24 protein-coding genes are annotated in these 25928 nt (G+C 64.4%); 5 read left to right on the top strand and 19 right to left on the bottom strand.

Annotation, left to right across the window (positions count from 1 at the left end):
• Positions 1–74: 74 nt before the first annotated feature.
• Complete coding sequence (locus tag HUI96_RS12570; RefSeq protein WP_188255005.1) at positions 75–1118, top strand: hypothetical protein; 1044 nt, start codon at positions 75–77, stop codon at positions 1116–1118.
• 381 nt (positions 1119–1499) lie between these two features.
• On the opposite strand, the gene HUI96_RS12575 is transcribed toward HUI96_RS12570, so the two are convergent.
• The 12 genes from HUI96_RS12575 to HUI96_RS12630 form a co-directional block, all read right to left on the bottom strand.
• A complete protein-coding gene (locus HUI96_RS12575) occupies positions 1500–2258 on the bottom strand; it encodes a response regulator transcription factor (RefSeq protein WP_188255006.1) in 759 nt (252 codons plus the stop codon).
• Positions 2259–2654: 396 nt separating this feature from the next.
• Positions 2655–3824: a trans-sulfuration enzyme family protein gene (locus tag HUI96_RS12580; RefSeq protein ID WP_188255007.1), complete on the bottom strand. Its 1170-nt coding sequence runs from the start codon at positions 3822–3824 to the stop codon at positions 2655–2657.
• Positions 3821–5251 (bottom strand): pyridoxal-phosphate dependent enzyme, encoded by a 1431-nt coding sequence (locus tag HUI96_RS12585; RefSeq protein ID WP_425299215.1) that lies wholly within the window; start codon positions 5249–5251, stop codon positions 3821–3823. The genes HUI96_RS12580 and HUI96_RS12585 overlap by 4 nt, the downstream gene beginning before the upstream one ends.
• A gap of 88 nt (positions 5252–5339) precedes the next feature.
• Positions 5340–5999, bottom strand: a complete 660-nt coding sequence (locus tag HUI96_RS12590) for a methionine ABC transporter permease (RefSeq protein ID WP_188255008.1) — start codon at positions 5997–5999, stop codon at positions 5340–5342.
• Entirely contained in the window at positions 5980–7029 is a 1050-nt protein-coding gene (locus tag HUI96_RS12595) for a methionine ABC transporter ATP-binding protein (protein ID WP_188255229.1), read from the bottom strand. The genes HUI96_RS12590 and HUI96_RS12595 overlap by 20 nt, the downstream gene beginning before the upstream one ends.
• A gap of 182 nt (positions 7030–7211) precedes the next feature.
• Positions 7212–8060: a MetQ/NlpA family ABC transporter substrate-binding protein gene (locus HUI96_RS12600; RefSeq protein WP_188255009.1), complete on the bottom strand. Its 849-nt coding sequence runs from the start codon at positions 8058–8060 to the stop codon at positions 7212–7214.
• A gap of 384 nt (positions 8061–8444) precedes the next feature.
• Complete coding sequence (locus HUI96_RS12605) at positions 8445–9368, bottom strand: nucleoside hydrolase (protein WP_188255010.1); 924 nt, start codon at positions 9366–9368, stop codon at positions 8445–8447.
• Positions 9369–9371: 3 nt separating this feature from the next.
• Positions 9372–10385, bottom strand: a complete 1014-nt coding sequence (locus HUI96_RS12610; RefSeq protein WP_188255011.1) for a nucleoside hydrolase — start codon at positions 10383–10385, stop codon at positions 9372–9374.
• Positions 10386–10394: 9 nt separating this feature from the next.
• The gene (locus HUI96_RS12615) at positions 10395–11378 is read right to left on the bottom strand and encodes an ABC transporter permease (RefSeq protein ID WP_188255012.1); all 984 of its coding nucleotides are present in this window, start codon (positions 11376–11378) and stop codon (positions 10395–10397) included.
• The gene (locus HUI96_RS12620) at positions 11366–12406 is read right to left on the bottom strand and encodes an ABC transporter permease (protein ID WP_188255013.1); all 1041 of its coding nucleotides are present in this window, start codon (positions 12404–12406) and stop codon (positions 11366–11368) included. Before HUI96_RS12620 ends, HUI96_RS12615 begins: the two co-directional genes overlap by 13 nt.
• Positions 12403–13968, bottom strand: coding sequence for an ABC transporter ATP-binding protein (locus tag HUI96_RS12625; protein ID WP_188255014.1), 1566 nt, complete (start codon positions 13966–13968; stop codon positions 12403–12405). The genes HUI96_RS12620 and HUI96_RS12625 overlap by 4 nt, the downstream gene beginning before the upstream one ends.
• Before the next feature lie 75 nt (positions 13969–14043).
• A complete protein-coding gene (locus tag HUI96_RS12630) occupies positions 14044–15066 on the bottom strand; it encodes a BMP family lipoprotein (protein ID WP_237684116.1) in 1023 nt (340 codons plus the stop codon).
• A 457-nt stretch (positions 15067–15523) separates the two neighbouring features.
• Here HUI96_RS12630 and HUI96_RS12635 point away from each other — a divergent pair, with 457 nt between their 5' ends.
• Entirely contained in the window at positions 15524–16108 is a 585-nt protein-coding gene (locus HUI96_RS12635; RefSeq protein ID WP_188255015.1) for an amino acid synthesis family protein, read from the top strand.
• Positions 16105–16689 (top strand): amino acid synthesis family protein, encoded by a 585-nt coding sequence (locus HUI96_RS12640; RefSeq protein ID WP_188255016.1) that lies wholly within the window; start codon positions 16105–16107, stop codon positions 16687–16689. The genes HUI96_RS12635 and HUI96_RS12640 overlap by 4 nt, the downstream gene beginning before the upstream one ends.
• A gap of 206 nt (positions 16690–16895) precedes the next feature.
• On the opposite strand, the gene HUI96_RS12645 is transcribed toward HUI96_RS12640, so the two are convergent.
• The 3 genes from HUI96_RS12645 to HUI96_RS12655 all read right to left on the bottom strand — a co-directional run bounded on the left by HUI96_RS12645 (position 16896) and on the right by HUI96_RS12655 (position 19431).
• The gene (locus tag HUI96_RS12645; protein ID WP_188255017.1) at positions 16896–18149 is read right to left on the bottom strand and encodes an amidohydrolase family protein; all 1254 of its coding nucleotides are present in this window, start codon (positions 18147–18149) and stop codon (positions 16896–16898) included.
• Positions 18150–18196: 47 nt separating this feature from the next.
• A complete protein-coding gene (locus tag HUI96_RS12650) occupies positions 18197–18670 on the bottom strand; it encodes a MarR family winged helix-turn-helix transcriptional regulator (protein WP_188255018.1) in 474 nt (157 codons plus the stop codon).
• A 116-nt stretch (positions 18671–18786) separates the two neighbouring features.
• Positions 18787–19431 (bottom strand): isochorismatase family protein, encoded by a 645-nt coding sequence (locus HUI96_RS12655; protein WP_188255019.1) that lies wholly within the window; start codon positions 19429–19431, stop codon positions 18787–18789.
• A 194-nt stretch (positions 19432–19625) separates the two neighbouring features.
• Between HUI96_RS12655 and HUI96_RS12660 the strand changes: the two genes are divergently transcribed.
• Both HUI96_RS12660 and HUI96_RS12665 read left to right on the top strand, forming a co-directional pair.
• Positions 19626–20483 carry an NAD-dependent epimerase/dehydratase family protein gene (locus HUI96_RS12660; RefSeq protein ID WP_188255020.1) on the top strand — a complete coding sequence of 286 codons (858 nt, stop codon included), beginning with the start codon at positions 19626–19628 and terminating at the stop codon, positions 20481–20483.
• Complete coding sequence (locus HUI96_RS12665; RefSeq protein ID WP_188255021.1) at positions 20480–21304, top strand: SDR family NAD(P)-dependent oxidoreductase; 825 nt, start codon at positions 20480–20482, stop codon at positions 21302–21304. The genes HUI96_RS12660 and HUI96_RS12665 overlap by 4 nt, the downstream gene beginning before the upstream one ends.
• A 182-nt stretch (positions 21305–21486) precedes the next feature.
• On the opposite strand, the gene HUI96_RS12670 is transcribed toward HUI96_RS12665, so the two are convergent.
• The 4 genes from HUI96_RS12670 to HUI96_RS12685 are packed head-to-tail and all read right to left on the bottom strand — an operon-like array spanning position 21487 to position 25920.
• The gene (locus HUI96_RS12670) at positions 21487–23091 is read right to left on the bottom strand and encodes an FGGY-family carbohydrate kinase (RefSeq protein ID WP_188255022.1); all 1605 of its coding nucleotides are present in this window, start codon (positions 23089–23091) and stop codon (positions 21487–21489) included.
• Positions 23092–23098: 7 nt separating this feature from the next.
• Positions 23099–23827, bottom strand: coding sequence for an SDR family oxidoreductase (locus HUI96_RS12675; RefSeq protein WP_188255023.1), 729 nt, complete (start codon positions 23825–23827; stop codon positions 23099–23101).
• Between the two features lie 27 nt (positions 23828–23854).
• Complete coding sequence (locus HUI96_RS12680; RefSeq protein WP_188255024.1) at positions 23855–25105, bottom strand: sugar ABC transporter permease; 1251 nt, start codon at positions 25103–25105, stop codon at positions 23855–23857.
• Positions 25102–25920, bottom strand: coding sequence for an ATP-binding cassette domain-containing protein (locus HUI96_RS12685; RefSeq protein ID WP_188255025.1), 819 nt, complete (start codon positions 25918–25920; stop codon positions 25102–25104). Before HUI96_RS12685 ends, HUI96_RS12680 begins: the two co-directional genes overlap by 4 nt.
• Positions 25921–25928: the final 8 nt, after the last annotated feature.

Consider the following 25928-nt stretch of genomic DNA (forward strand, 5'->3'; position numbering starts at 1 on the left):
AGCCCGGATGAAACGGGCTCTACTGGCTTATGTCCGCCGCGCGGGAAGGGTGCGGGAGCAGATCGGAGCAGGCAATGGAGGAGCCAGGCTTAACCAAGGCGAATGCCAGATCGAGCCGACCGCAGGTCGGTGACATCGAAGGCGCGACGCTGCAGATCATCCGGGAGCAGATAATTGCCCTGCGCCTTGATCTTTCCGGGCTTGCCGTGGTCGCGGGAGCGGGCGAGGGACAGCAGGCTTTTGTCGCGTCGGCGGCTGTGATGGCAGGTGCTCAGAAAGTTGTCGCGCTTGCCAAGCCGACAGGCGGTACAGAGGCGGCCAAGGCGACCGCGGGATTCGCCAGATCGGCGAGCGTCGCGGACCGCATTCAAATCGTGGATCACGTGGCCAGTTGGGAATGGCAGGCTGCCGATATCGTGGTCAATTGCGCACAGATTGCGCCGATCTCGAGATCCATCATCGAACTGCTGTCTCCCCGTGCGGTTATCGCACTCATGGCCGAGCCATGGGAACTGGCGGTAGGGGCGGTGGATATAACTGCCTGCATTGGCGCAGGCATCAAGATCGCCGCTCCCAACTACAATCATCCGCAGTTGGTCGTGCATCACGAGCTCGCGCAACTGTGCTGCACGCTGATCGAGGAAGCGGGCGCCCCACTCGGCGACAGTCTGATCGCCGTCATCTGCGACACGCCCATGGCCCCGTTCATCAAGCTCGCCCTCAGTTCACGCGGCGCCACCGTGAATGTCTTTCCGCATCCGTCGCTCCTGACGCGCAGCGACTGGGACGTCGTTGTCGCTGCGATGCGCCCTTCCGCACGGCCGCCGATGAACATCAACGCTCTCGCCCACATCTTCGAAACCGCTGGGGAAGCTCTGCTGGTGCAATTCAGCGGCGAGGTCGACCGCTCTGCCGCCAATTATTTCGGCCTTCGGATCTGGCCCCCCAAGCGACCGGGCCGCGGCCAATTGGGATTACCTCTCCACGCGCTAGGGCCGCATCTCCCCGTCTGCAAGCTTGTTGCAGGCCTCAAGGCAGCGGAATCTGCATATCGCGGCGTGCGGTTCGAAGACGGCGACATCGGATACATGGTCGACGCGGAGATCTGGCACAAGTGAATGGTCTCACCGACGGCAAGGCCGTTCCTTTCGTCGGCGCCACGGGCCAGGCTGGGCTTGGTCAGTGAACTGCTGTTGAACAAGCGGTACAATGTTCGCGGACTAGTGTGGCACTTGCCGGATCGATCTCCCCAATCTTCGGCAAGGTCCAGAGATCTCGCGGGATGAGGACCCCGCAGTCTACCGCGAGGCCTACGGCTTCCTCGCCTCAGATGGAATCCTGTTCGACGATGAGAGCCGGATCAGAAGCGAGAGCGTGGATGAAGACCCTGCGCAGGATCGCGCCCTTCCCATGAACGAGGCTGCAAAGCAGCCTCGTTCACAATCACGGCATGAAGGTTCAACCCGAAACCGGAATGGTCCTTGGGAGGCGACTCTGCGCTAAAGGACCATTTCTCTCAGCTTGTAAGCAACCTCGGTGCGGTTCGTCGCCTTGAGCTTCTTCATTATATTGCGAATGTGAACCTTGACCGTGCTCTCACAAAGACTGAGCTCGTAGGCGATGATCTTGTTGGCCTTGCCCCTTCGGAGGGCCTCCGCCACCGCCGCCTCGCGCGCCGTGAACATGCCCGACAGCGGTCGCGCGCTGGTCGCGCTCGCATGGATCAGTTCGCGCAAGGCGAGGATGCTGCTGGCAGGAACGAAGATCCCTCCGGCCCGGGCAAGAGCGATCGCCTCGGCGGCCACCCTGACTTTCACGCTGGTCGGTATGTAGCCGCGGGCGCCGGCCTCGAGCGCCGCCAGGATCTCGCTTGGCTCGTCGGAATCCGCCACCACGATCAACGGGACAGAACCCATATCGGAGACAAAACTCGCCAGTTCGGCTCGAACACTGCTGTCCGTGAGCTTCCGCCCGACGATCACGACCAGCACCGCCGTGGCTTCGAACTCGGCCGGAACGCTTCGCAATTCGTCTAGGGATCCCACTGCGGTGATGTCCAAGCTGGGATTGTGTTCGACAAGCCCTCTAGCGAGGCATTCCCGCTCCAGGGCGCGCTTGTCTACGATTATGATGAGACTCTTGCTCGCGAGAGGTTCGCCAGGGCTGAGTGAACTCAAAGTACCCTGGTCCAGCGGAAACTCACTGCTCACCGGCTGGACGGACTCTCTCCAAGAATCTGACGTATGAAAGTAAGCCATCTACCCACACTCCTTTGCCCCCTCGCCACGTTGCTTTCGTTTTTTCTGGGACCGATTGGCACTTCTCTCGGCCATGCTCCGGAATATATTTGGCTGAGTGCCGCACATACTCCATAGAATATGTTGAAGAGAGTAGATCGTACCCCGCCGCGATCTGGCGGCGTTGCCAATACGGCAGCTCCCCACCCACTTTTGCCCAGCTGCTTAAAGTCTGTGGATAAATTGCATTAATTGCGGTTAAGAATCTATACGCTACTTGGCATATGCTAGGATACCATAAGTATTACAACTGCAAGTTGCGCCGTTTACGGGAATCACTCTTCAACATTCAGTTTAGAGTTGCCGCCTGTAGCTCTCGGGCGACTGGCCCACGGCTATCAATGGCGAGGAGCCCCTTCAGCCGCCAAGCGCCTGCTCGAGATCCGCGATGAGGTCGTCCGCGTCCTCGATGCCGGCGGAGATGCGTACCAGCGAGTCCGAGATGCCACCCGCCGCCCGCTTGGCCGGGGGAATGGAGCCGTGGGTCATCAGGGCGGGATGCTCGATGAGGCTTTCCACGCCGCCCAGGCTTTCGGCCAGCGTAAACAGTTGCGTCCGCTCCAGGAATCGCTTGGTCCCCGCGAGGTCGCGGTCGAGATCGACGGAGAGCATGCCGCCGAAAGCATGCATCTGCCGTTTGGCAATCTCATGCTGCGAATGGCTCTCCAGGCCCGGATAGATGACGCGGCGCACGTCCCGGCGGCCTTCCAGCCAGCGCGCTATTCTCATGCCGTTCGACGAATGCCGCTCCATCCTCAGTGCCAGGGTCTTGATGCCGCGCAGGGCCAGGAAGCTGTCGAACGGCCCGGAAATGGCGCCGACCGCGTTCTGCAGGAACTTCAGGCGGTCCCGCAAATCGCCCTCCTCGCATACCACCGCCACGCCGCCGACCATGTCGGAATGGCCGTTCAGGTATTTCGTGGTCGAGTGCACGACGATGTCGAAGCCGAGTTCCAGCGGCCGCTGGATGTAGGGGCTGCAGAAGGTGTTGTCGGCCACTGTGATCAGGTCCCGGCGCTTCGCCAGCGCCGCGATGGCTTCCAGATCGACCACCTTCAGCAGCGGATTGGTCGGCGTCTCGACCCAGAGCATCCGGGTTTCCGGCTGGATCGCGGCCTCCACCGCGGCCAGATCGGTAAAGTCGGCGAAGTCGACCTTGAGGCCGGCCGAGCGCTTGCGCACCCTTTCGAGGAGGCGGAAAGTGCCGCCATAGATGTCGTCGGTCGCGACGATGTGTGCGCCGGTATCCAGGAGTTCCAGAACCGTGGCGATGGCGGCTAGGCCGGAGGCGAAGGCGAAGGCCGCGGCACCGCTCTCCAGATCGGCCACCGCGCGCTCGAAGGCGAACCGGGTGGGGTTCTGGCTGCGCGCGTATTCGAAACCCTTATGGACGCCGGGACTCTCCTGGCCGTAGGTGGACGTCGCATAGATGGGCACCATGACGGCGCCAGTAGTCGGATCAAGGCTCTGGCCGCCATGGATGGTCCTGGTGGCGAAGGCGAGTCGGTTCTTCCCTGTGATGGTCATCTGCTGGTGCGCCTCAAATGGTTGATGAGATCGATGCGGGTGATCAGGCCGATGAACTCGTCCTCGTCGAAAATGATCGCCACCTCGTTACGGTCGAAGACCGGCAGGAGCGCATCGAGCGTCTGGCTGGCCTGCAGCGTATGCAACTCCTCGGTCATGGCGTTTCGAACCGGCTCGTTGAAGCGCTGCCAACGGCTGTCGTAAGGGCCTTCCACTCGTTTGAGGATATCGCTTTCGTCGATGATCCCCACCAGCCTGCCGTCATCGAGGACCGGCAGTTGTGAGACATCCGCCCGGCGCATGCGGCCATAGGCGTTGAGCAACGTCTCCTCCGGTCCGACGAAGACCGTCCCGCCCTCCCGATGCGAGCGGGCGACCACGTCGCGCAAATCCCTGTGCTGCTCGCGCTCGGACAGACCCTGTTCGGCCAGCCAGAAATCGTCGAAGACCTTGGACAGGTACTTGTTGCCGGAGTCGCAGATAAATGTCAGCACGCGCTTCGGGGTGCTTTGCTCCCGGCAGTAGCGCAAGGCGGCGGCCAGCAGCGTCCCGGAGGAGGAACCGGCCAGTATGCCTTCCCTCGAAAGGAGATCGCGGGCGGCCGCCATGCTTTGACGGTCCGGGATCGAATAGGCTTTTTTCACCAGCGAGAGATCGGCATTGGGCGGGATGAAGTCCTCGCCGATGCCTTCCACGGTCCAGCTTCCGGCCTCCAACAACTCGCCGGTCTTCACATAGTGGGCGAGCACTGATCCCACTGGATCGGCGAGGATCATCTCGGTCTTCGGCGAGACGCTTGCGAAGAAGCGGCCGAGACCGGTGAGGGTTCCGCCCGAGCCCACGCCCACCACGACTGCGTCCAGATCCTGGCCGAGCTGCTCCCAGATCTCGGGGGCCGTAGTGGTCTCGTGGGCGTAGGGATTGGCCGGATTGGCGAACTGGTTGACGTAGAAGGCGCCGGGCGTTTCCGCCGCAATCCGCTCCGCCATGTCCTGGTAGTAGTCGGGGTGGCCCTTGCCGACATCCGACCGCGTCAGGCGTACCTCGGCGCCGAGAGCGCGCAGGTGCTGCACCTTCTCACGCGACATCTTGTCGGGCACGACGAGCACGATGCGGTATCCCTTCGGGATGCCGACCTGCGCGAGCCCGAGCCCGGTATTGCCGGCCGTCGCCTCGACGATCGTTCCACCCGGCGCGAGCCTGCCCTGCCGCTCGGCTTCGGCGATCATGGAAAGCGCGATGCGATCCTTGATCGAGCCGCCCGGATTGTGGCTCTCCAGCTTGACGAAGAGGCGGCACGGCCCGGTGTCGAATTTCGTGAGCTCGACCACGGGGGTTTGCCCGATCAGGTTGAGTACCGAGGCAAAGGGTGGCTGCAGGCGCGAGAAGGTCGAGAGCCGTTGCATTTCAGAATGAGATGCGTTCATGGCACCAATCTCCGGGACCGATGGCGAAATCTCTCGTAAGGTATGTAGGGCAGTCAACACTGCCTGCCGCTTTCAGATACCGATTGCTTTAGGCCTTTCGGTGATCGAGTGTGGCGACGATGCGGTCGCCGATCCACTGAATGCCGCACACCAGCACGATCAGGACGGCAACGACGGCAATCATCACGGTGGTTTCGAAGCGCTGATATCCGTAGCGGATGGCAAGATCGCCAAGCCCGCCGGCGCCGATCGCCCCGGCCATCGCGGACGCGCCCACCAGCGTCACCAGGGTCACGGTGAAGCCGGCCACGAGCCCCGGCAAGGCCTCCGGAACCAGCACCTCGCGGATGATAGTCCAGCGGTTGCCGCCCATGGCGCGTGCCGCCTCGATCAGGCCTCGATCGACTTCGCGAAGCGACACCTCCGCTATGCGCGCATAGTAGGGCGTGGCCGCGATCGACAGCGGCACGACCGCCGCCCACGTGCCAAGGGACGTCCCGACGATCAGCCGCGTCACCGGGATCAGCGCTACCAGCAGGATGATGAAGGGCACCGAGCGGAAGCCGTTGATGATGGCGCCGAGGACGCGGTTGACCCAGACGTTCTCCGCGATACCGCCCCGGCCCGTCGCGACAAGCGCCAGGCCGAGCGGCAGGCCGGCAACAAGCGAGATGATACCGGAGGCCCCGGTCATCAGCAGCGTTTCCCAAATGGAGCGCAGGAAAAGATCAAGCATCACCGGCGACATAGCCGAGCACCTCCGTCTTTATACCGTGCGCATCCAGAAACTGGCCGGCCGCTCCTGCATCGCGTGCCGGCACCGCAAGGAAGAGGCTCGCTACCGGCTGGCCCTGGATATGATCCATGCCGCCATGGATCAGACGGAATGGCAGGCCAGCGGCCGTGGCGAGTTCGGCCAGGAATGGCTGGCGTGCCCCCTCCCCGGCAGCTTCGACGCGCAGGATGGCCTCGCCGCCGGGCTGTTGCGAGAGACGGGCTGCGATCTCGCTCGGCAGACGTGGCCGGATCGTGCCCAAAAGGCTGCGCGTCACCTCCGAGCGGGGCTCCGCAAAAACCTTCCACACCGGGCCTTCCTCAACGATCCGGCCGGCATCGATGACGGCGATACGATCAGCGATCGTTCTAACAACTTCCATCTCGTGGGTGATGAGAACGATAGTGAGACCAAGCCGCCGGTTGATGTCCTTGAGGAGTGCAAGGATCGAGGCGGTCGTTTCCGGATCGAGCGCCGATGTGGCCTCGTCGGACAACAGGAGAGCGGGCCGGGCCGCGAGAGCCCTGGCGATGCCGACGCGCTGCTTCTGTCCGCCTGAAAGCGAAGCTGGATAGGCCTTCGCCTTCTCGGCAAGGCCGACGAGGTCCAGAAGCTCGGCCGCCCGCTGCCGGCGCTCGGGCTTTGCCCTTCCCTCTATCTTCAGGGGAAGCGCGACATTGTCCTCGACCGTTTTCGCCGACAGCAGGTTGAAATGCTGAAAGATCATGCCGATCCGCCGGCGCAGCGGTTGCAGCTCTCGCTCGCTGAGCCGGGCGAGATCCCGCCCCTCGACGAGGACTTGACCGGAATCCGGGCGCTCAAGCCCGTTCAAACAACGAATCAACGTGGATTTGCCCGCACCGCTGCGGCCGATGATGCCGAGGATCTCGCCCTTGCGTACGGTCAGCGATACGCCGTCGAGGGCGGCCGTCGTGCCGAATTTGCGCTTCAGCTCGATGAGCCGGACCACCGCCTCCGCCGGCGCGCTGCAGACCGTGTCCATCGTCTCGAAGACCGGTCCGACGTCGGCACCTACCTCGTCAGATGGCGCAGCAGAACGTGCTGCGAGAACCTCGGCCATGTATTCCCCAGAATGTCCAGTTGCCTGCATCGAGCACCAAACGGCTGCACCGGCTCGCGGGTTCGGCAAGCCGGTGCATTTCCCCTGGTTGCGCGAAACCGCGCTTAGTAGGCGCTCAGACCGGTTCCCTTGTAGACGCGGTCGAATTCGGCCTTCACGGCGTCGTTCTGGTAGGATTCGACCAGTTTCTTCACCCAAGGCTCGTTCTCAGATTCGGCCTTGACCGCGATGAAGTTGCGGTACGGATTGTCGGCGACCGCCTCCTGGGCAATGCGGTTCTCCGGTGTGAGCCCAGCCTTCAGAGCCCAGTCGGTGTTCACCACTGCCGCATCGAGGTCGTCGATCGAGCGACCGACAATGCCGGCGTCGAGTTCCTTGATCTCGACCTTGTTCGGGCTCTCCTCGATGTCGGCGATCGTTGCGAGGATTCCGGTGCCGTCCTTCAGCTTGATGATCCCCTCGGTCTGCAGCAGGAGCAGCGCCCTGCCCTCGTTCGACGGGTCGTTCGGCACGCCGATCGTGGCGCCCTCCGGCAATTCGGCGGTCTTTGCGTGCTTTTTCGAATACAGCCCGATCGGCCAGATGGCGGTGTAGCCGGCCACCACGATGTGATAGCCATGTTGCTCAATCTGGTTCTCCAGGTAGGGTCCGTGCTGGAAAGCGTTCGCGTCGATCTCGCCCCGCTCCAGCGCTTCGTTGGGCTGCGTGTAGTCGTTGAACACGACCGGCTCGACGGTCAGCCCGCGCTTCGCCGCCTCCTGCGCCACGACGCGCCAGACATCCTCGTCCTCGCCGCTCATGATGCCTACCTTCACCGAGGTCTTGTCCTGCGCCATCGCGGGTTCGAAAAGGAAGCCCAGGGCCACGACCGAAGCCAACAGGGCGGAAAGGCCGGCTCTTCTTGTGATCACCGCTGAAGAGATGGTCGACAGCGGGTTCTTGGGTTCAGACATGGGACCTTTCCTTTGCATTGAGAGCTTCGGCATCGCGACGCTCGCCGGCAATCTCGCCAATCCACGCGCGCTCGGCAAAGGACCGTTTTCTGCCGCAGCCAACAGTCAGGAAATAATCTCTCCGCCTGCCGTAGAAAGGGGGAAATGTCCGGAGACGTCGCCTTCCCGAACCGATGGAGAATTGGGGGCACAGGGAATCGCTGTACGCTCTTAGAAGCGTCTCTCGTCCGCTTTGGGAGGAGCGATGCCGGAACTGGCGCAGGCGCCGCTGAACAGCACTATGTTACGGATACGTCGACAGAGTCTGCCTCGGGTGACCACCCCGGCCGCTATTACTGGCCGGGGTAGCGACGGAATTTGGGGGCGGCCGTACCGCGTCCTAGTTCAATCGCGCAGCAGATCGAACATCAGCTTGAAGAACCTGTCGGCATCCACCTCATAGGCAATCTTGGCGTTGTCCTTCTCGCCGCGTTCGCCCCAGAAGTCGGCCACGGTCGCGCCGAAGGCGTAGGTGCCGCCGAGATCGACGCCGATATGGGCGGGACGGGTCCGCACCAGCGTCGGGTCGATGACGAGCGCCAGTGCCAGCGGATCGTGCATCGCGCCGCCCACGCCCATCGAGTTGCGGTGGAGCTTCTCATAGAAGCGCAGCCAGTCGTTCACGAGGCGGCCGAGAGGCGTGTCGATGGTGGCGAGTTCGTCGAACTGCTCCTTCTCGATCAGAACCTGCATGGTCACGTCGAGCCCGACCATGAGGATATCGACGCCGCTGTCGAGCACGATCTTCAGTGCTTCCGGATCGCAGTAGGCATTGAACTCGGTCGGCGTGATGATCTCGCTCTTGCGATAGAACGCGCCGCCCATCCAGATTAGTTGCTTGATCTTCGGCAGCACGTCGGGGTGCTTCAGGATCATCAGGCCGATGTTGCAGAGCGGCCCGGTGGCAACGACGGTGAGCGGCTCGGGGCTGGCGCGCAGCTTCTCCGCCAGGAAATCGACCGCATGCTGAGCTATCGGCCGGCTCGTCGCCTGCGGCAGATATGGCGAGCCTTCCAGACCGCTCGGGCCATCGGCCGTGCCGAGCACGAGCGGACGGGCAAGCGGGCGGTGGCAGCCGGCCGCGACCGGCACGTTCGCACCAAGGTAGTCGAGGATCCGCAGCGCGTTCGTCGTGGTCTTCTCGAGTTCGGCATTGCCGCAGGTGGTGGTGACGCCGAGCAGTTCGATGTCGGGAGAACGATGCGCCATGACGAGGGCTATCGCATCGTCGTGGCCGGGGTCGCAGTCAAAAAGAATAGGTGTGGGCATGGGTCAGTTCCCGCGCTCGTAGAGCGCCATCGTGTCCTTGAACATCTTCAGGAAGCGCTTGCCGTCCAGCGTCTGGGCGATGCGCGTGGTCTTCGGGCCGCTGACGGGAAGCAACTGACGACCGCGATGAGCAACCGTCTGTCCGCGCGCCACGCCCTTTTCGATCACCACGTCGGCGAACAGCGGTGGGGTGGTGCCGACCAGATCGGGCTGGATGGCGAGCGCCAGCGTGATCACGTCGTCCATCGGGAAGCCGACGAGATCGAAGAACTCGCGCCAGATGTCGATATAGATCGGGAAAGTGTCGGCGATCATGTCGACAACCGGATTGTTCTTCGCGGCGGCCTGCATGTCGGAGATGTCGTCGCGCGTCAGCATGGAGTCGGCGACGCGATTGTCTTCGCAGATGTCGAGCGGGACGAGGATCTTGTCGACCTCGGCGTTCAGGACGATCCGCGCGGCCTCCGGGTCCGCCCAGATGTTGTATTCGGAGAGCGGCGTGATGTTGCCGGGCGTGACGAAGTTGCCGCCAAGCACCAGCATGCGCTTCAGCGCACCGGCGAGCTTCGGCTCCTGGAGAAAGGCCATCGCGGCATTGGTGGCCGGGCCGGTTGTGACCAGGGTGATCTCGCCGGGATTGTCGAGCACGGTGCGCAGGATCACGTCGACCGCATGACCGGATGTCGCGGGGCGCTTCGGCGCGGGCGCGGGCGGGTTGAACTTCTTCAGCCGCTCACCGAAGCGGGCAGTGAGCCGCTTCTCGAAGTGCACCGGCGCTTCCATGTCCTCCTTGGAATTGCCGACAATCGGGCGCCACCCCCCGGCATGGACCGGGATGTCGTCCCGGCCGGCAACGGACAGTGTGTTCAACACGACGTCTGTGACCTGCTCGATGGGACCGGCGGCGCCGGTCACCGTGGTCACGGCTTCGAGCTTGATGTCAGGGTGGGCAGCGGCAAACAGGACGGCAAGGATGTCGTCGCCTGCCGAGTCCACGTCAAGAATGATGCGTTCCATGGATACTCGTCACTGAGGGCGGGGATTGGAGGGTTTGTCGGGCTCGGCGCTCAGGAAGCGGCGCATGGTTTCGGCCGTCTCGCGGATCAGCTTGGGCCGGGCCCGGTAGGAAAGCGCAAACAGCGCGGCAAGTGCCACCAGATATGGCACGGCGAGGATCAGGTAGGACGGGTAGCCGAAGGTCTGCAGCCGCAGCGAGAAGGCGTCGGCGAAACCGAACAGCAGACAGCCCGCAAGCACGCGCAACGGATCGCCGTTGGAGAAGATCAGGATCGCCACCGCCATGAAACCGCGACCTGAGGACATGTTCTCGGTGAACATGGTGATGTAGCCGAGCGACAGATGCGCGCCCGCCAACCCGGCGAGCAGGCCGCAGAGCAGCGAGGACGTGTAGCGGATGCGGGTGATGGAGATGCCGAGCGCCTCGGCCGCCTCCGGCTTCTCGCCGACGACGCGGATATGCAGGCCGAGCCTCGTGCGGCGATAGAAGAGGACAAGCAGCGGCACCGCCAGGAAGGCGACATAAACGAGAGGCGTATAACCCGAGATCAGCGGCGCCCAGGAACCCAGCATCTCGCGCGCAAACGGGATCTGAACCTTGGGCAGGCCGACGATGCCCTGGCCGACGATCGACCCGCGCGTGCCGAAGACGGCCTTCATCAGCGAGATGGTCATGCCGCCCGCCAAGATGTTGAGCGCAAGGCCGACCACAACCTCGTTGGCACGGAAGGTGACGACGAGGAGCGCGAAGATCAGCGCAAAAACGAGTGCCGCCGCGACGCCGCAAAGAACGCCGCCCCAGGCTGAGCCGGTCCAGATCGAGCCGAGCACAGCGAAGAAGGCGCCGACCAGCATCTGGCCTTCCAGGCCAATGTTGAAGATGCCGGCCTTCGTCGTGAACGAGCCGCCCATCGCGACGAGAAGGATCGGCGCGGTGGTGCGCAGCATCGCGACGAGCAGCGCGACGTTGAAGAGGCTTGTCAGAACTTCCATCGACGCTCTCCGCCTTGTGCGTCGCCGCGGCGACGCAGGAGAACCTGAGCCGAGACGCTCAGGATGATAAGCGCTTGGATCACCGTTATGATCTCGCGCGAGGCGGCTGTGTCCGTTTCGAGCAGCAGCGAACCCGAGCGTAGCGCACCGAAGAACAGAGCCGTCAGGATCGTGCCGATCGGAGAGCCATTGGCGAGCAGCGCGGCGATCAAGCCGTCGAAGCCGAAGCCCGGCGCGAAGCCTTCCATGAAGCGGTGGTGGACGCCGAGCGTCTCGACGCCGCCGGCGAGCCCGCCGACCGCACCGGACGCGATGAGCACCCAGAAGCCGCGCTTCTTGATGTCCACGCCGCCATACTCGGCGAAGCGCGGCGCCGAGCCGGTCATCGAGACCGAGTATCCGCCCGGCGTGTTTCGGAAATACCAGGCGGTGAGGAGCGCCAGCACCAGGCCGATCACCAGCCCCCAGTTCAGCCGCGAGAAGTCGAAGAGCTCCGGCAGATGGGCCGATGTCAGGATCGGCGGCGTCTCGGACCAGCCGCCAGGACGCTTGAACAGGAAGATCGTGAAATAGGAGGTGAGCAGGATCGCGACGTAATTCGACAGAATCGTGGACACCACCTCGTTGGTGTTGAAACGCACCCGGAAATAGGCCGGGATCGCCACCCAGACCGCGCCGGCGAGGATCGCCGCAGCAAGCCCGACCAGCATGTGCAGGCCGGTCGGCAGGTCGAGCCCGAAGCCGACGACGGCCGCCGCGAAGCCGCCAAGAAAGAGCTGACCCTCGACGCCGACATTGAACATGCCGCCGCGCAGCGCGATGCACGCGGCGACGCCACTGATCAGGATCGGCGTGCTTTGAAGGAGTGTCCCGGCGACCTTGCCCGGGTCGCCAAAGGCGCCGCGCAGGAGGGTCGTAAAGACGCGGATGGGGCTTTCATCGATCAGCAGGATAACGATCGAACCGAGGGCAAGTGCGAAGGCGACGGCGATCACCTGGCCGAGTATGGCGCGAAGGCGGAGGCTCATGCAGCGGCCTCCACCGAGCCCTGGGGTATGCCGGCCATCATCAGGCCGATCTGGTCCTCGTCGGCGGTGTCGCCGTCGACCGAACCCATGATCCGGCCGTTGAACATCACAAGAATTCGGTCGGCGAGCTTCATGAGTTCATCGAGCTGGACGGAGATGACAAGGATTGCGACGCCTTTGGCGCGCTGACGCATGATTTCGTCATGGATGGCTTCCTGCGCGCCGATGTCGACGCCACGCGTCGGCTGGTCGATGAGAAGAAACGGCGCCTCGTTGGTGAATTCGCGGGCCAGCACCACCTTCTGGATGTTGCCTCCCGAGAGCCGGCGCACCGTATCGCCAGGCCCCCTCGCCCGGATGTCGAATCGCTGGATCATCTTGGCGGCTTCGTTCGCCGCGGCCTTCCAGTCGAGCCTCGGGCCTTTCTTCCAAGGGGCGCGGTTCTGGCGGCCCATGATCAGATTGGCTGAGATGGATGCGTTGCCGTCGACGCCGCGAACCATGCGATCGCCCGGCACATGGGCGAGGCCGGCAGCGCGCACGCCGGCCGGCGACAAGGTGACGATGTCCTGGCCGTTGAGGGAAGCGCTGCCGTGGCTCGCCGGACGCAGGCCAGAAAGCACCTCGGCGAGCTCGGTCTGGCCGTTGCCCGCGACGCCGGCGATGCCGACGATCTCGCCGGCGCGTACGTCGAAGCTCACGTCGCGCAGCGCCGGATGGCGGCGGTCGTCGCGCGCCCAAAGGCCGCGCACTGAAAGGATATTCTGTCCTGCAGTCGCGGCGCGCGCCGGCCGTTCGAAACTGACGTCGCGGTCGACCATGAGGCGCACCATCTCGGCCTTGGTGAGTTCGGAGGTCGGCCGTGTCGCAACCGCCTTGCCGCGCCGCAGCACGGTGACGGTATCCGACACTTCCATCACCTCTTCGAGATGGTGGGAGATGAAGATCACGGTCATCCCGTCCTGGGTAAAGCCGCGCAGGGTGGAGAAGAGCTCGCGGCTTTCCTGTGGCGTGAGCACTGCGGTCGGCTCGTCGAGGATCACGGTTCGTGCCCCGCGCACCAGCACCTTGAGGATCTCGATCCGCTGTTCAATGCCCACTGACAGCAATCCAACACGCTCGGTAGGATCGACGGCGAGCCCGAAGCGCTCCGAGAGCTCACGGGTCTTCTCTTCCTGGGCGCGATGGTCGATCAGCCCGTTCCTGCGGATCTCCATTCCGAGGAAGACATTCTCGGCAACGGTGAGCGAAGGTACGAGCTTGAAGTGCTGGTGCACCATGCCGAGCCCGGCGCGGATGGCGACGGACGGATCGGTCACGACGACAGGCTTTCCGTCGACGCGGATCTCACCCTCGTCAGGCTGCAGCAGCCCGAACAGGACGTTCATCAGCGTGGTCTTGCCGGCGCCATTCTCGCCGATGATCGCGTGGATGCCGGCCCGCCGGACCCTGAGGTCGACCCCCTCATTGGCGGTGAAGGCGCCAAAGCGCTTGGTGATGCCGAGCAACTCGACCGCGTAGTCCGCGGCCGGCTCGGTGGCCGGGCGTGAAACGGGATCCAAGGAAAGCCTCCTTGCTGAGAACAGGACCCGCGCCGCTTGGGAGGTGGGCCGGCGCGGGTCAGGGCGCAGAACGCCCTATTTCGCCTTGGTGACCTGGATAGACCCGTCGAGAACGCCCTTCTTGAGCTCCTCGACCTTGGCGGTCACGTCGTCTGGGATGTTCGGCGCAATGTCGTCACAGACCTTGAATTCGACGCCGCCGGAAGCAAGGTCGAAGGTGCGGGTGCCCGGCGTGATCTTGCGGCCTTCCACCTCATCCTTGACCAGCGTGTAGACGGCGATGTCACCGCGCTTCAGCATGGAGCCGAGCACATTGCCAGGGGCCGTGCCACACATGTCGATGTCGACACCGATCGAATATTTGTCAGCAGCCGCGCTCGCCTGCATCACGCCCTCGCCGGTCGGGCCGGCGACATTGTAGACGATGTCGTTGCCCTGGCCGTAGAGCGCCATGGCGAGCTCGCTGCCCTTGGCCGGATCGTCGAAGGTGCCGGCGAAGACGGAGTTCACCTTGATGTCGGGAGCAGCCGCCTTGGCGCCCTGCTCGTAGCCGCCGAGGAAGTTGCGGATCACGGGGATGTCACGGCCGCCGACGAAGCCGATCGCCTTGCCGTCGCCTACCTTCTCGAAATCCGAGCCCTTGGCCTCGATCAAGGCTGCCGTAGCGCCCGCGATGAAGGAACCCTGCTCTTCAGCGAAACTGGCGTAAATCAGGTTCGGGCTATCGAGGACGCCGTCAATGAAGATGAAGCGCTGGTTCGGATAGGCGGCGCTTGCCTTCTGAAGGGCGTCGACCAACTCCCAGCCCATGACGAAGATGAGGTCGTATTGGCCGTCCTTGGCAAGATTGGCGAACTGCTCTTCATAATCGAGCGCGCGGTTGCCGGTGTCGACCAGCTTGAGGTCGATGCCGAACTCGTCCTTGGCCTTGTTGAGGCCGTTGACGATGGAGATGCCGAAGCCCTGGGCGAAGTAGCCGGAGATGGCGGCAACCGAAACCTTGTCCTGCGCCGAAGCTACGGTCACCGAGCCGAGCAGCGCAGCGCCAGCCATTAGACCGTTGACGAAATTCCTGAACAAAACTGAACCCCTCTCCATGCAGCCCGGCTTTCCAACCGGTTTCAGATTGTTGATGGTCAAACAACTTTATGAGCGACCTTGGGGGGCTGTCAATCCGCTCCGCTGGAGTACGAACAGGCGCGACACTTTCTCTCTCTTCCGTAGCGTATCGCGCGGTCGAGGGTTCGGCCCAAGTCGACGGCACTCAGGCGCGCCGGGACACATCAACCGACAGTGGCGGTAACTTTTGCCGAACCGATAATGGTCATTACCCCCTTACTTGCGGCCCTCTCGTCAACAATGACGCCGGAAACGCCCCTAGTTCGATTCCATTTATAGGGGGCCCGCGCTCGAACCAATAAGTGGTCGGCCAGCATGGCTGGATACCTCGCTCGATGGGCTTCGGTTGTCGCGAGCGACCTTGACAGGCGAACGTGCAGAGGATTGTTTGTATTCAAACAAACATTGATTTTGTTTCGGGAGCCTGAGAGACGCCATGGCCGAAGTTCGAGTACGGAAATTCGTTACCGTCGTGGATGAGGTGCTGCACGAGAACGGACCGCCTCCGGCACAGCCGCAAAGGCGTGGTGCCGTCCTCGCCGTAGTCGAGAATCCGTTCGCGGGCCGCTACGTCGAGGATATCCAGCCCTTCATGGATGACCTGCGGCCGCTCGGGCTCGAGATGGCGCAGCGGCTGTTGAAGGCGCTGGGCGACGATGTCAGCGTCATAGAGGGCTATGGAAAGGGCGCCGTCGTCGGTACGGCTGGCGAACTCGAACACGGCGCGCTCTGGCACAATCCGGGCGGCTACGCGATGCGGGAAGTGCTGGGCGATGCCAAGGCCATTGTTCCCTCGACCAAGAAGGTCGGCGGGCCTGGGATTCGAATCGACATTCCGATCACGCATATCAATGCGTCCTACGTCCGCAGCCATTTCGACGCGATCGAGGTCGGCATCAACGACGCGCCGCGCGCCAACGAGATCGTCGTGATCCTCGCCATGACCACCGGGCCGCGCATCCACAACCGCGCCGGCGGCCTCCAGGCCTCGGAGATCAAGGGCGAGGATGGTTTGCGATGAGCGCCGAGATTCGCCGAATCGTGACGATCGTCGAGGAGACGCTGATCGAAGGCGGCAAACCGGTGGAAACGCCGGTTCGTCGCGCCGCAGCGATCGCGGTGATCCGCAATCCGTATGCTGGCGCTTACGTCGACGACCTCTCCGAACTGATGTCGGTCGGCGAGGAGTTGGGCGCCCTGCTCCCGCGGCGCGCGGTCGAAGCTCTCGGCATTGCTGGTGAATCGGTCCACAGTTTCGGCAAGGCCGCTGCGGTGGGCGCCGAAGGCGAACTCGAGCACGCCGCGGCCATCCTGCACCCGAAACTCGGCGCGCCATTCCGGGTCGTCTTGGGCAAGGGAGCAGCGCTGATTCCGTCTTCCAAGAAGCGCGGGGGGCCGGGCGTCCCCTTCGATATTCCCCTCGGCCACAAGGATGCCGCCAAGGTGCGCAGCCATTTCGACGGCATGGAAGTGATCGTGCCCGACGCCCCGCGCGAGGACGAGATCGCCGTGGCGATTGCGGTCACCGATGGCGGCCGTCCCCATCCGCGCGTCGGCGGCCTACGCCTGGATCAGGTCAAGGGCGAAGACGGGCTGACCTGAGCCAGCCCGCCGGCACTCACTCACGGCATTTCATACCAACGGCAGCAAGCATTCACCGACAATCCTGGCCCTCACCCCGCGAAGAACGGGGAGAGGTAGGCTTTGGTGTAGCGACCAACCCCTTCTCCCCGCATGCGGGGAGAAACTGCCGGCAGGCAGATGAGGGGCGGCACCGTCGGTCAAAGATTATGGCCGATAGTATCCTTTCAGCCTCCAGCCTCGGGAGATCGGAGGCCGACCTCCCCGAAGCCGTCGCCGGCACACCCTTTCACAATAACGGGCACTTTGTCGGCAGGCGGCGTGTTGCGGCTGCGTGCCGTGCGCGGCACCCCGTCGACCATCACCATGCCGATGCCCGGCAGGTTGCCGAGCGCAAGGCTTTCCAGGAACGTCTCCCCCGCGCCGCCGGCGGCGCGGTCCATGAAGACGAGGTCGGCCGCGCGGCCAGCTTCGACGATGCCCCGGTCTTTGAGGCCGCGCACGCGGGCGGTGTTGCCGGTCGCAAAGCAGAACGCCGTCTCCACCGAGACGTCGCATAGCGAAGCCAGCATAGTGATCATGCGCAGGATGCCGAGCGGCTGCACGCCGGAACCGGCCGGTCCGTCCGTTCCCAGGAGGACACGTGCGAGTTCACCGCGCTGCTTGGCGAGGTCCAGCACATAGAGGCCGGCACGCAGGTTGCCGTTATGCACGATCTCCAGTGCGCGACTGCTTTCCTCCGTGATGCGGCGCAACTCATCGAACGGCAGCGCGGTCGGGCCGCCGTTCACATGTGCCACCACGTCGGCGTCGACTTCGATCACGACGTCGGCGCCGATCCGGCCCGAGCCTGGGATCGACGGGCCGCCGGTATGGGTCATGGAGGTCATGCCGTGCGAGCGAGCCCAGGCAATCATCTGGCGGCCGGTCGGACCGTCCTTGACGCCGCCGAGACCGACCTCGCCGATGATGGTGATGCCAGCTTCAGCCAGTTCGCCGAAATCGCGCTCGGTCAGCCCCGGCTCCAGGATTAGCGCGCCGGCGATGATCTTCATGCCGCCCGGCCGGAACGTAGCGAACGAGCGTTGGGCGGCGATCGCCAGTGCCTTGATACCGACGACATCCCTCGGCCGTCCGGGATAGTGCGCCTCGCCGGCCGATATCATGGTGGTGACGCCGCCATGCAGCGTCGACTCGATCCAGCCGATCTGGTTCTGGCGGGGTGTCCAGTCACCGGCCACCGTATGCACGTGGTTGTCGATCAGGCCCGGCGTGACCGCGCAGCCCTGCGCGTCGATCTCGCGGTCGACCGTGCCGAATTCGATCGAACCCTCCTTGCCGACCGCACGGATAATGCCGTCCTCGACGAGGATCGCGTCGGCATCGAGAATCGGCCGGCTGATGTCGCCGCTGAGCAGCAATCCGATGTTCCGGATCGCGAGCCTGCCGGCCGTCGAGCCGGCGGTTGCTGGTTCTGCCATGAGCGGCTCCTGCCTGTGAATTTCCTGAATAAAGTCGGGGAGACCCGCTAAGCCGGGTCGACGTCGCGGTCGGCGATACGACCGAGAAGGTCGAGCAGCATCGCCTGCTCCGCCTTGTTAAGCGGCGCGAGGAGCCGCTGGCCCACCTCCGCGCTGCGCCCCAGCCTGTCTATCGTGTAGCGGGCTCCCTTGTCCGTGAGCCGGAGGATCGTCAGCCTCTGGTCGGTGTCGGAACTGCTGCGATAGACCAGCTTTTCCTTCAGCAGTTTTCGTACCACCAGGCTGATGGTCGAGGGATCCATGGCCGTCAGCCGGCCGAGATGGTTTTGCGATATCTCGCCCACCTTGAGGAGCGTGGCCAATGCCGCGAACTGGGTCGGCGACAGGGATTCGCCCGCCATGACCTGCTGGAAGCAGAGCGTGGCGCGCTGGTGGACGCGGCGCACCAGATGGGCGGGATGGTTTGCGAGATCATAGCCGCTCTCCCGATAGGCGGCTTCCTGCGCCTTCCGGTCGAACATCGGCTCCTCCGCATGGCCGGTCCGCTCTTCGGAGGCGACAGAGGCGCCCTCAGCAAGAGGTGGGCCGGGTTCAGATGACGAATCAGTCACAGGATGAGCCAATCCTTCAAGACGGGTCAGGCAGCCATTTCAAGATTGACGACCTCGACGCCTTCGCGCAGGGCCCGTGCAACCGAACGGGCATCGCTGACAACGCCGAAATGGGTCGCGATGTCGTAAAGCGAGCTCTCCTGTTCGCGCGGGCCGGTGGCTGCGCAGGCATCGCGCGGCACCGCGATCTCGTAGCCCAGGAAGAAACCGTCATGCACCGTCGAGCGGACGCAGATGTTGGTCACCACGCCCATGACGATGAGTTGGTCGACCATCATGTCCTTCAGTGTCAGGTCGAGATCGGTTGCGAAGAAGGCCGAGTAGCGACGCTTGACGAGATGGATCTCGTCGTCGCGGGCGCCCAGTTCCTCGATGATCTCGGTTCCCCAACTGCCCTCGACGCAATGCGGCGTGCGCTTCAGCCATTCGCGGTCCCGGCGCATGTTGCGACGGTGTTCGTCATGCACCCACACCACCGGTGCGCCGCTGGCGCGAGCAGCCTCGATGATCGCGAGTTGCGGCTCGACGAGTGATTCGCAGCCGGGCAGCACCATCGCGCCGCCGGGCTTGCAGAAGTCGTTGACCATGTCGACCACGATCACCGCCGCGCGGCGCGCATCGAGATGGATCGTCTCGGCATTGCGATGAGCGGAGAACACGTCGTCGGTCACTGCTTCACCTCGATTTGGAGATTGTTTGAACTCATACAAAAACCATATGCGATAGAAGTCAATCCCGCGTTGCATCCGTCGGAGGCGATCACCGAGCAGCTCTGTTGACAAGCCGGCTTTCCGGGTGAGAATTGTTTGAGCACAAACAATCCCCCTCCCCCGGCGTGGCTGCCGGACGAACTTAAGGATCGTACATGCGAGTCATTGTCACCGGTTCGAGCGGCTTTCTAGGGCGCCATGTCGCCGGGCATCTGGTGCGGTCCGGCCATGCGGTTCGCGGCGTGGACGTCAGCCCCCCGCCACCCGGCTTCGACGGGTGGTCGCATGTGACGGCCGATCTGACCGACCTTGCCGCCGCCTTCGAACTGGTGAGGGACGCCGAGGCTGTGGTTCATATCGCGGCAATCCCGCGGCCGACCGGGCGCACGGCGGGCGACGTCTTCCACACCAATGTAAGCGCCGCCTTCAATGTGGTCGAGGCGACACGGCTGGCACGGATTCCGCGCCTGGTATACGCCTCCTCATTCAGCGTTCTCGGCTATCCGTTCGGCGAGCCTTTCGTTCCTCCGCAATCGCTGCCGGTAGACGAAAAGCATCCCACCCACGCTCAGGACCCGTACGGCTTGTCGAAATGGCTCGGCGAGGAGATCGTCGAGGCGGCGGTGCGCGGGGGCGGCCTGTCCGCGGTTTCACTGCGCCTGCCCTGGGTGCAGTCGCCCGAAACCTTCGCCGCGCAGATCGGCCCGCGTAGCAAGACTACCGATGCAGTGCGTGACCTGTGGAGCTACATCGACGTTCGCGATGCCGCCGAGGGCTTCCGCTTGGCGCTCGACTGGCCGGGCGAGAGTCATTTGCGCGCCTACCTTTCGGCGGCGGACACCTATCTCGAAGAGGAAACCGCCTCCGCGTTGGAGCGTGGCCTGCCGGGAGTACCCCTGCTGCAGCCGCTGGACGCGTTCACCGGCTTGATAAGCACCCGTCTCGCACAGGAAGAGCTCGGCTTCGTGCCGCGCCATTCGTGGCGGGACTATGCGAACGAGGAAATGGCATGACTGCACGCTTCAAGGACAAGATCGTTCTGGTGACTGGTGGCGGCGGCGCCATCGGCTCCGCAGCAGCGAGGCGCTTTGCGGAGGAAGGCGCCAGTCTCGCTGTGGTCGATCGCGATCTGGCGGCGGGCTCGCGCATCGTGGCCGAGCTTGGCGCCGGGTCGATCGCGATCGAGGCCGATGTCGGCGACGAGCGGCAGGCGGCCGACGCTGTTTCCCGGGCGGTCGAGCATTTCGGGCGCATCGACGTCCTGTTCAACAATGCCGGCATCTCCGGCGTGGTCGCTCCGGTATATGAACTTGCGATCGATGACTGGGATGCCATTGTGCGGATCAATCTGCGCGGCATGTTCCTCGTCCTGAGGGCAACGTTGCGTTCGATGATCGAACACAAAGTGGCCGGCGCAATCGTCAATACGGGCTCGTCCATGGCGGGCTGGGACGTGCTGGCCGGCGGGGCGGGCTATGCCGCGACCAAGCACGGCGTGGTCGGCCTCACCCGCATCGCTGCACTGGACGCCGCGCCCTACGGCATTCGCGTGAACGCCATCTGCCCGGGGGTGATCGAGACGACGCTCGGCGTGCCTGCTGCCGACCTGGATGCCTATCGCCAGGGCATCGAGCGCTTCGCCGACCGCATCCCGCTTCGCCGGATCGGGCAGCCGGAGGACGTGGCGGCAGCGGTCGCCTTCCTGGCCTCGGACGATGCCCGTCACGTCACCGGCGTCGACTGGCTGCTCGACGGAGGCCAGACCCTGCAGAGCTGGGCGAATGCACCCGAAGCGGATGCCTATCCGCTCCGCCGATCAGACAAAGGCGCTTAGGCGCAGAGCCGCCACACGTCGCCGCTCCGCGCCCAAGAGCGGACATGAACAGCGGGTTGGCGAACGGCTCCTTCCCTACTCTCTGCAGTCGTAGGGAAGGAGCACAGCAGTTCGATTGAGCCCGATGCAGCCATTCGGAGCAAGTCGGCTCAATATGTCATGCACCGGCTCGCGAAGGGCGATCAACTTGCTATTTCTCGGCCGATCGCCTGCAGCTTCCCAAACGCGGTGAAGCGCTTGTCGTGCCAGTTCGCGACAGCAGGATTGGGCCTATAGACTTCCCCGAGTTCGGACATTGCCGACATCGCGGTCGTGACGTCGCCATAGTGCCCAGCCGCGACCGCGGCCAGTATCGCCGAGCCGAGCAGCACCGGCTCGGGTGATGTCGAGGCAGCGACCGCCAGCCCCGTCGCATCGGCCAGCACCTGCCTGACGAGGGGGCTTTGCCCGGCGCCGCCGCTGATGACGATGGTGTCGGTGGTGATGCCGGCCGCGCGCTGGGCGTCGATGATCTGCCGCGCGCCGTAGCCGAGCCCGCAGAGCCCCGCGAGATAGAGGCCGACGAGGCTCTCGATACTGGCATCCATGCCGATGCCGGCGATCAGCGCCTTCGTGGTCGGATCGGCAAAGGGCGCTCGGTTGCCGAGGAACTCGGGAACGACGTGCAAGGCGCCAACCAGCCGCTCGACGGCCGCCGCTCCGCCGCTTTCGGCCGCCCTCTCGGCCAGCCATGCGCCGAGGCTGACACCCTGCTCGTCGGCTAGGCGCTCTGCCTCGCCCGCTGCGGGATGCATCCGCACCAGATGGTCGATCGCGGCCCCAGCCGCCGACTGTCCGCCTTCGTTGAGCCAGAGCCCCGGGACCATAGCAGAGAAATAGGGTCCCCAGACACCCTGCACGAACGCGGCTTCTCGTGTCGTCGTCATGGAACAGGCCGAGGTGCCGAAGACATAGGCCATGCGGGTCAACACATCGCCGGGTCCGCCGCGCGCCCCGACCGTGCCGATGCCGCCGGCATGTGCGTCGATCAGGCCGGCCGCCACAGGCGTCCCCGGCTCCAAGCCGAGCTCTGCTGCGGCTTGTGCCGTCAGGCCGGCTCCGAGCGGCGTGCCGCCGGGCACGATTTCGGTGCCGATCCGCTCAAACCGCTCGTCGGCGAGCGCCCCGAGGCCGACGGCCCGGAAATAGGCCTCGTCCCAGCGCTGCTCATGCGCCAGATAGGTCCACTTGCAGGTGACCGTGCAGACGGAGCGCGCCAGGCTTCCCGTGCACCGCCAGGTCAGGAAATCGGTCAGGTCAAAGAACTGCCATGCCGAGGCGCATGTCCGAGGCATGTTTTCGGCCAGCCAAAGCAGCTTCGGCGTCTCCATCTCGGGCGAGATGGTGCCCCCGACATAGCTCAGCACCGGCTGCGAACTGGCGTTGATACGCTGGGCCTGGTCGATCGCGCGGTGGTCCATCCAGACTATGATGTTGCGCTCTGGGTCACCTGAAGCGCCGACCGCAATCGGCGCGCCGCCCTCGCCCAGCACGACCAGCGAGCATGTCGCGTCGAAGCCGAGGCCAGCCACCGAACGAGGCGAAATGCCGGCCGCGGCCACCGCGTCGCGAACGCAGGCGCAGACCGCACGCCAGACGTCGTTGCTGGATTGCTCCGCTATGTCGCCGGCCTCGCGCCAGAGGCGGATGTCGGCCTTCGCCGAGGCGACCATGCCGCCGGCTGCGTCGAATACGCCCGCTCGCGCACTACCCGTGCCGACGTCGACGCCTATGAAGTAGTTGGCCATGGAAGCCTCACAGGTCGACGCTGTTGGGCAGGATGACGAGGTCCCGCACCACCACGTTGCGCGGACGCGTTAGCATGAACAGCACGCATTCCGCGACCTCATTCGGCTGCATCAGGCTGCCATTGGCCAGCGCTTCATCCATCTTGGACTTGGGCCAGTCGTCGAGGAGCGCCGTCACCACAGGCCCCGGAAGCACAGCGCCCACCCTCACCCCGTGCTGGGAGACCTGGCGGCGGGTCGAATGCACGAAAGCCTGTACGGCAAACTTGGACGCCGTGTAGATCGGCTCCCAGACCACGGGCACGACGCCGGCGATCGAACTGGTGAAGACGATGTCGCCCGATTTCTGAGCGATCATGTGCGGCAGCACCGCGTGCACGCATCGGAACGCGGCGTTCACATTCAGGTTGAGAACCTTGTCCCAGACATCGGGATCGCCTTCCGCGACCGCCCCACCAACATACGCGCCGGCATTGGCGTGGAAGATGTCCAGCCCTCCGGCCATCTCCAGGATTCGCGGCAGCATGCCGGAGACTTGCGGGCCGTCCATGAGGTCCAGCACCAGAGGAAACGCTTTCGGGCCCAGTTCCGCGCAAAGCGCCTCGAGGCGATCCCCGGCGCGGTCAATCAGCACCACACTCGCCCCTGCGGCCAGCATGTGTCGCGCGCATTCGAGGCCGATGCCGGATGCCGCGCCGGTGACAGCAGCGACCTTACCTTCGAGGGAAGCGGACATTCCAGAACTCCAATGCACTAGACTAAATCAGGCACGCCCGTGGCTGACGCGGGAGCGTCGGGCCAGCGAGTCGACGATCACCGCGATGGCCAGGACCGCGCCGGTGATCATGTAGCGTAGCGACGACGACAGGTTGAGCAGCGTCAGTCCGTTCGAGATCGCCTGGATGACGATGATTCCGAGCAGCGCGGAATAGGCGCTGCCCCGACCGCCGAACAAGCTGGTTCCGCCGATGACCGCAGCGGCGATCGCGTTCAGGTTCACGTCGCCGGTACCCGCCTGCTGGCTGGACGTCGCCAGCCGGGCCGCCGACAGAACGCCCCCGACCGCCGCCAAGGTCGAGCACAGCACGAAGGCCGAGGTGTAGATGCGCCGGATGTTGATGCCCGAGCGGCGCGCCGCCTCGCGGTTGCCGCCGACGGCAAACATGGACCTGCCCCATTTCGTCCGCGTCAGGGCGTAGTCGAGGATTACGACCAGAAGGACGAAGAAGCCGAACATCCACGGCACGCCGCGGCCGAGGTTGAGATAGTAGACCCCGAACTCCAGGAGGGCGGTCAGGGCCAGCGCCTTGACCACGAGGAAGGTCATCGGGGCGGCGGTCAGGCCGGCCGCGCGCCGGCGGCGCATCACGGAAAATCCGGACAGGACCAGGACCAGGCCGGGAATCAGCGCCAGCGTGTGCGACAGCCAGGCGGGCATGATCAGGATCTGCCCGAACGAAACCAGCGCCGAGGCATAGGGCAGGTTTATCGAGCCCGTCGGGCCGAGGATGTAGAGTTGCATGCCGAGGATGGCGAGCAGGCCTGCGAGCGAGGCGATGAAGCTCGGCATGCCCAGCCTGTTGTAGAGGAATGCGTAGACGAAGCCGACGACCATGCCGGAACCGATCGCCGCGAGGATCGCACCGGCCACCGGCCAGCCGCTGTTGACCCACAGTACCCCGACCAGGGCGGAGGCAAAGCCGCTCATGGAGCCGACGGAGAGGTCGATCTCGCCGAGCATCAGCACGCAGACGATGCCCAGCGATATGACGCCGACCGTGGCGCAGTCGAAGAGAAGGTTGACGAGGTTGTTCGGAGCCAGGAAGACCGGGTTGAGGCTGGAGAAGACGACGGATATCAGCACCAGGCCGACGAAAACCGGCAGCATGCCGAGATCGCCCGATCGCACCCGATCGACGAAGCTCCAGAACAGGTCGACCAATCCCTCTTCATGCCGTACGCGCACGTCGCTGCGGTCGAGCGCGGGCGTGGCTGCACCGTCTTTGCTGCTCATGGGTGCTGCTCCAGGGCCTGCTCGTGGACGGATTTGCTATCCTGTCGGCGCGAGACCGCGTTCTCTGTCGCCCCCATGATGGCGGCGACTAGTTCCTGGTTGGAGGTCTCAGGCGTAAAGATGCCGTTGTTGCGGCCGAGCCGCAGGACGACGATGCGGTCGGCGACCGCCCGAACGTCCTCCATGTTGTGACTGATGACGATGACGCCGAGACCGCGGTCCCGAACCCGATCGACCAGGTTGAGGACCTCCGCCGTCTGGGCCACGCCGAGCGCCGCCGTCGGCTCGTCCAGCATGATGATCTTGGGGCTGAGGAGCAGTGAACGCGCGATCGCCACGGTCTGCCGCTGGCCGCCCGAGAGAGACGCGATCGGCTCGCGCACGGATGGTATGCGCGCCGCCAGTTCCTTCAGCAGCGTCCAGGCGCGCACCTCCATCTGGACCTCGTCCAGCCGGTACGGAGACAGTTCGTGGCCGAGGAACAGATTGGCGACGACATCGAGGTTCTCGCAAAGCGCAAGGTCCTGGAAGACCGTCGCAATGCCCATGTTCAGCGCAGTACCGGGATTGCTGAGCGTCACCTCCCGGCCGTCGAACTCGATGGTGCCCGAAGTCGGCTGATGCACGCCCGCCAGTATCTTGATCAGGGTGGACTTGCCGGCGCCATTGTCGCCGACCAGCGCGACCACCTCGCCCGCATGCACGTCCAGGTCGATGTCGGTGAGGGCCGAGACCGCTCCGAACTTCTTGCTGACGTTGCGCAGGCTGAGGATCGGCTTTCCGCTTGCGGGGGCCTTCCCGGTTCCTTCGGTCATCCCGTGGG

It is taken from the genome of Pseudaminobacter soli (ex Zhang et al. 2022) (assembly GCF_014595955.1).
GTDB lineage: Bacteria > Pseudomonadota > Alphaproteobacteria > Rhizobiales > Rhizobiaceae > Kumtagia > Kumtagia pseudosoli.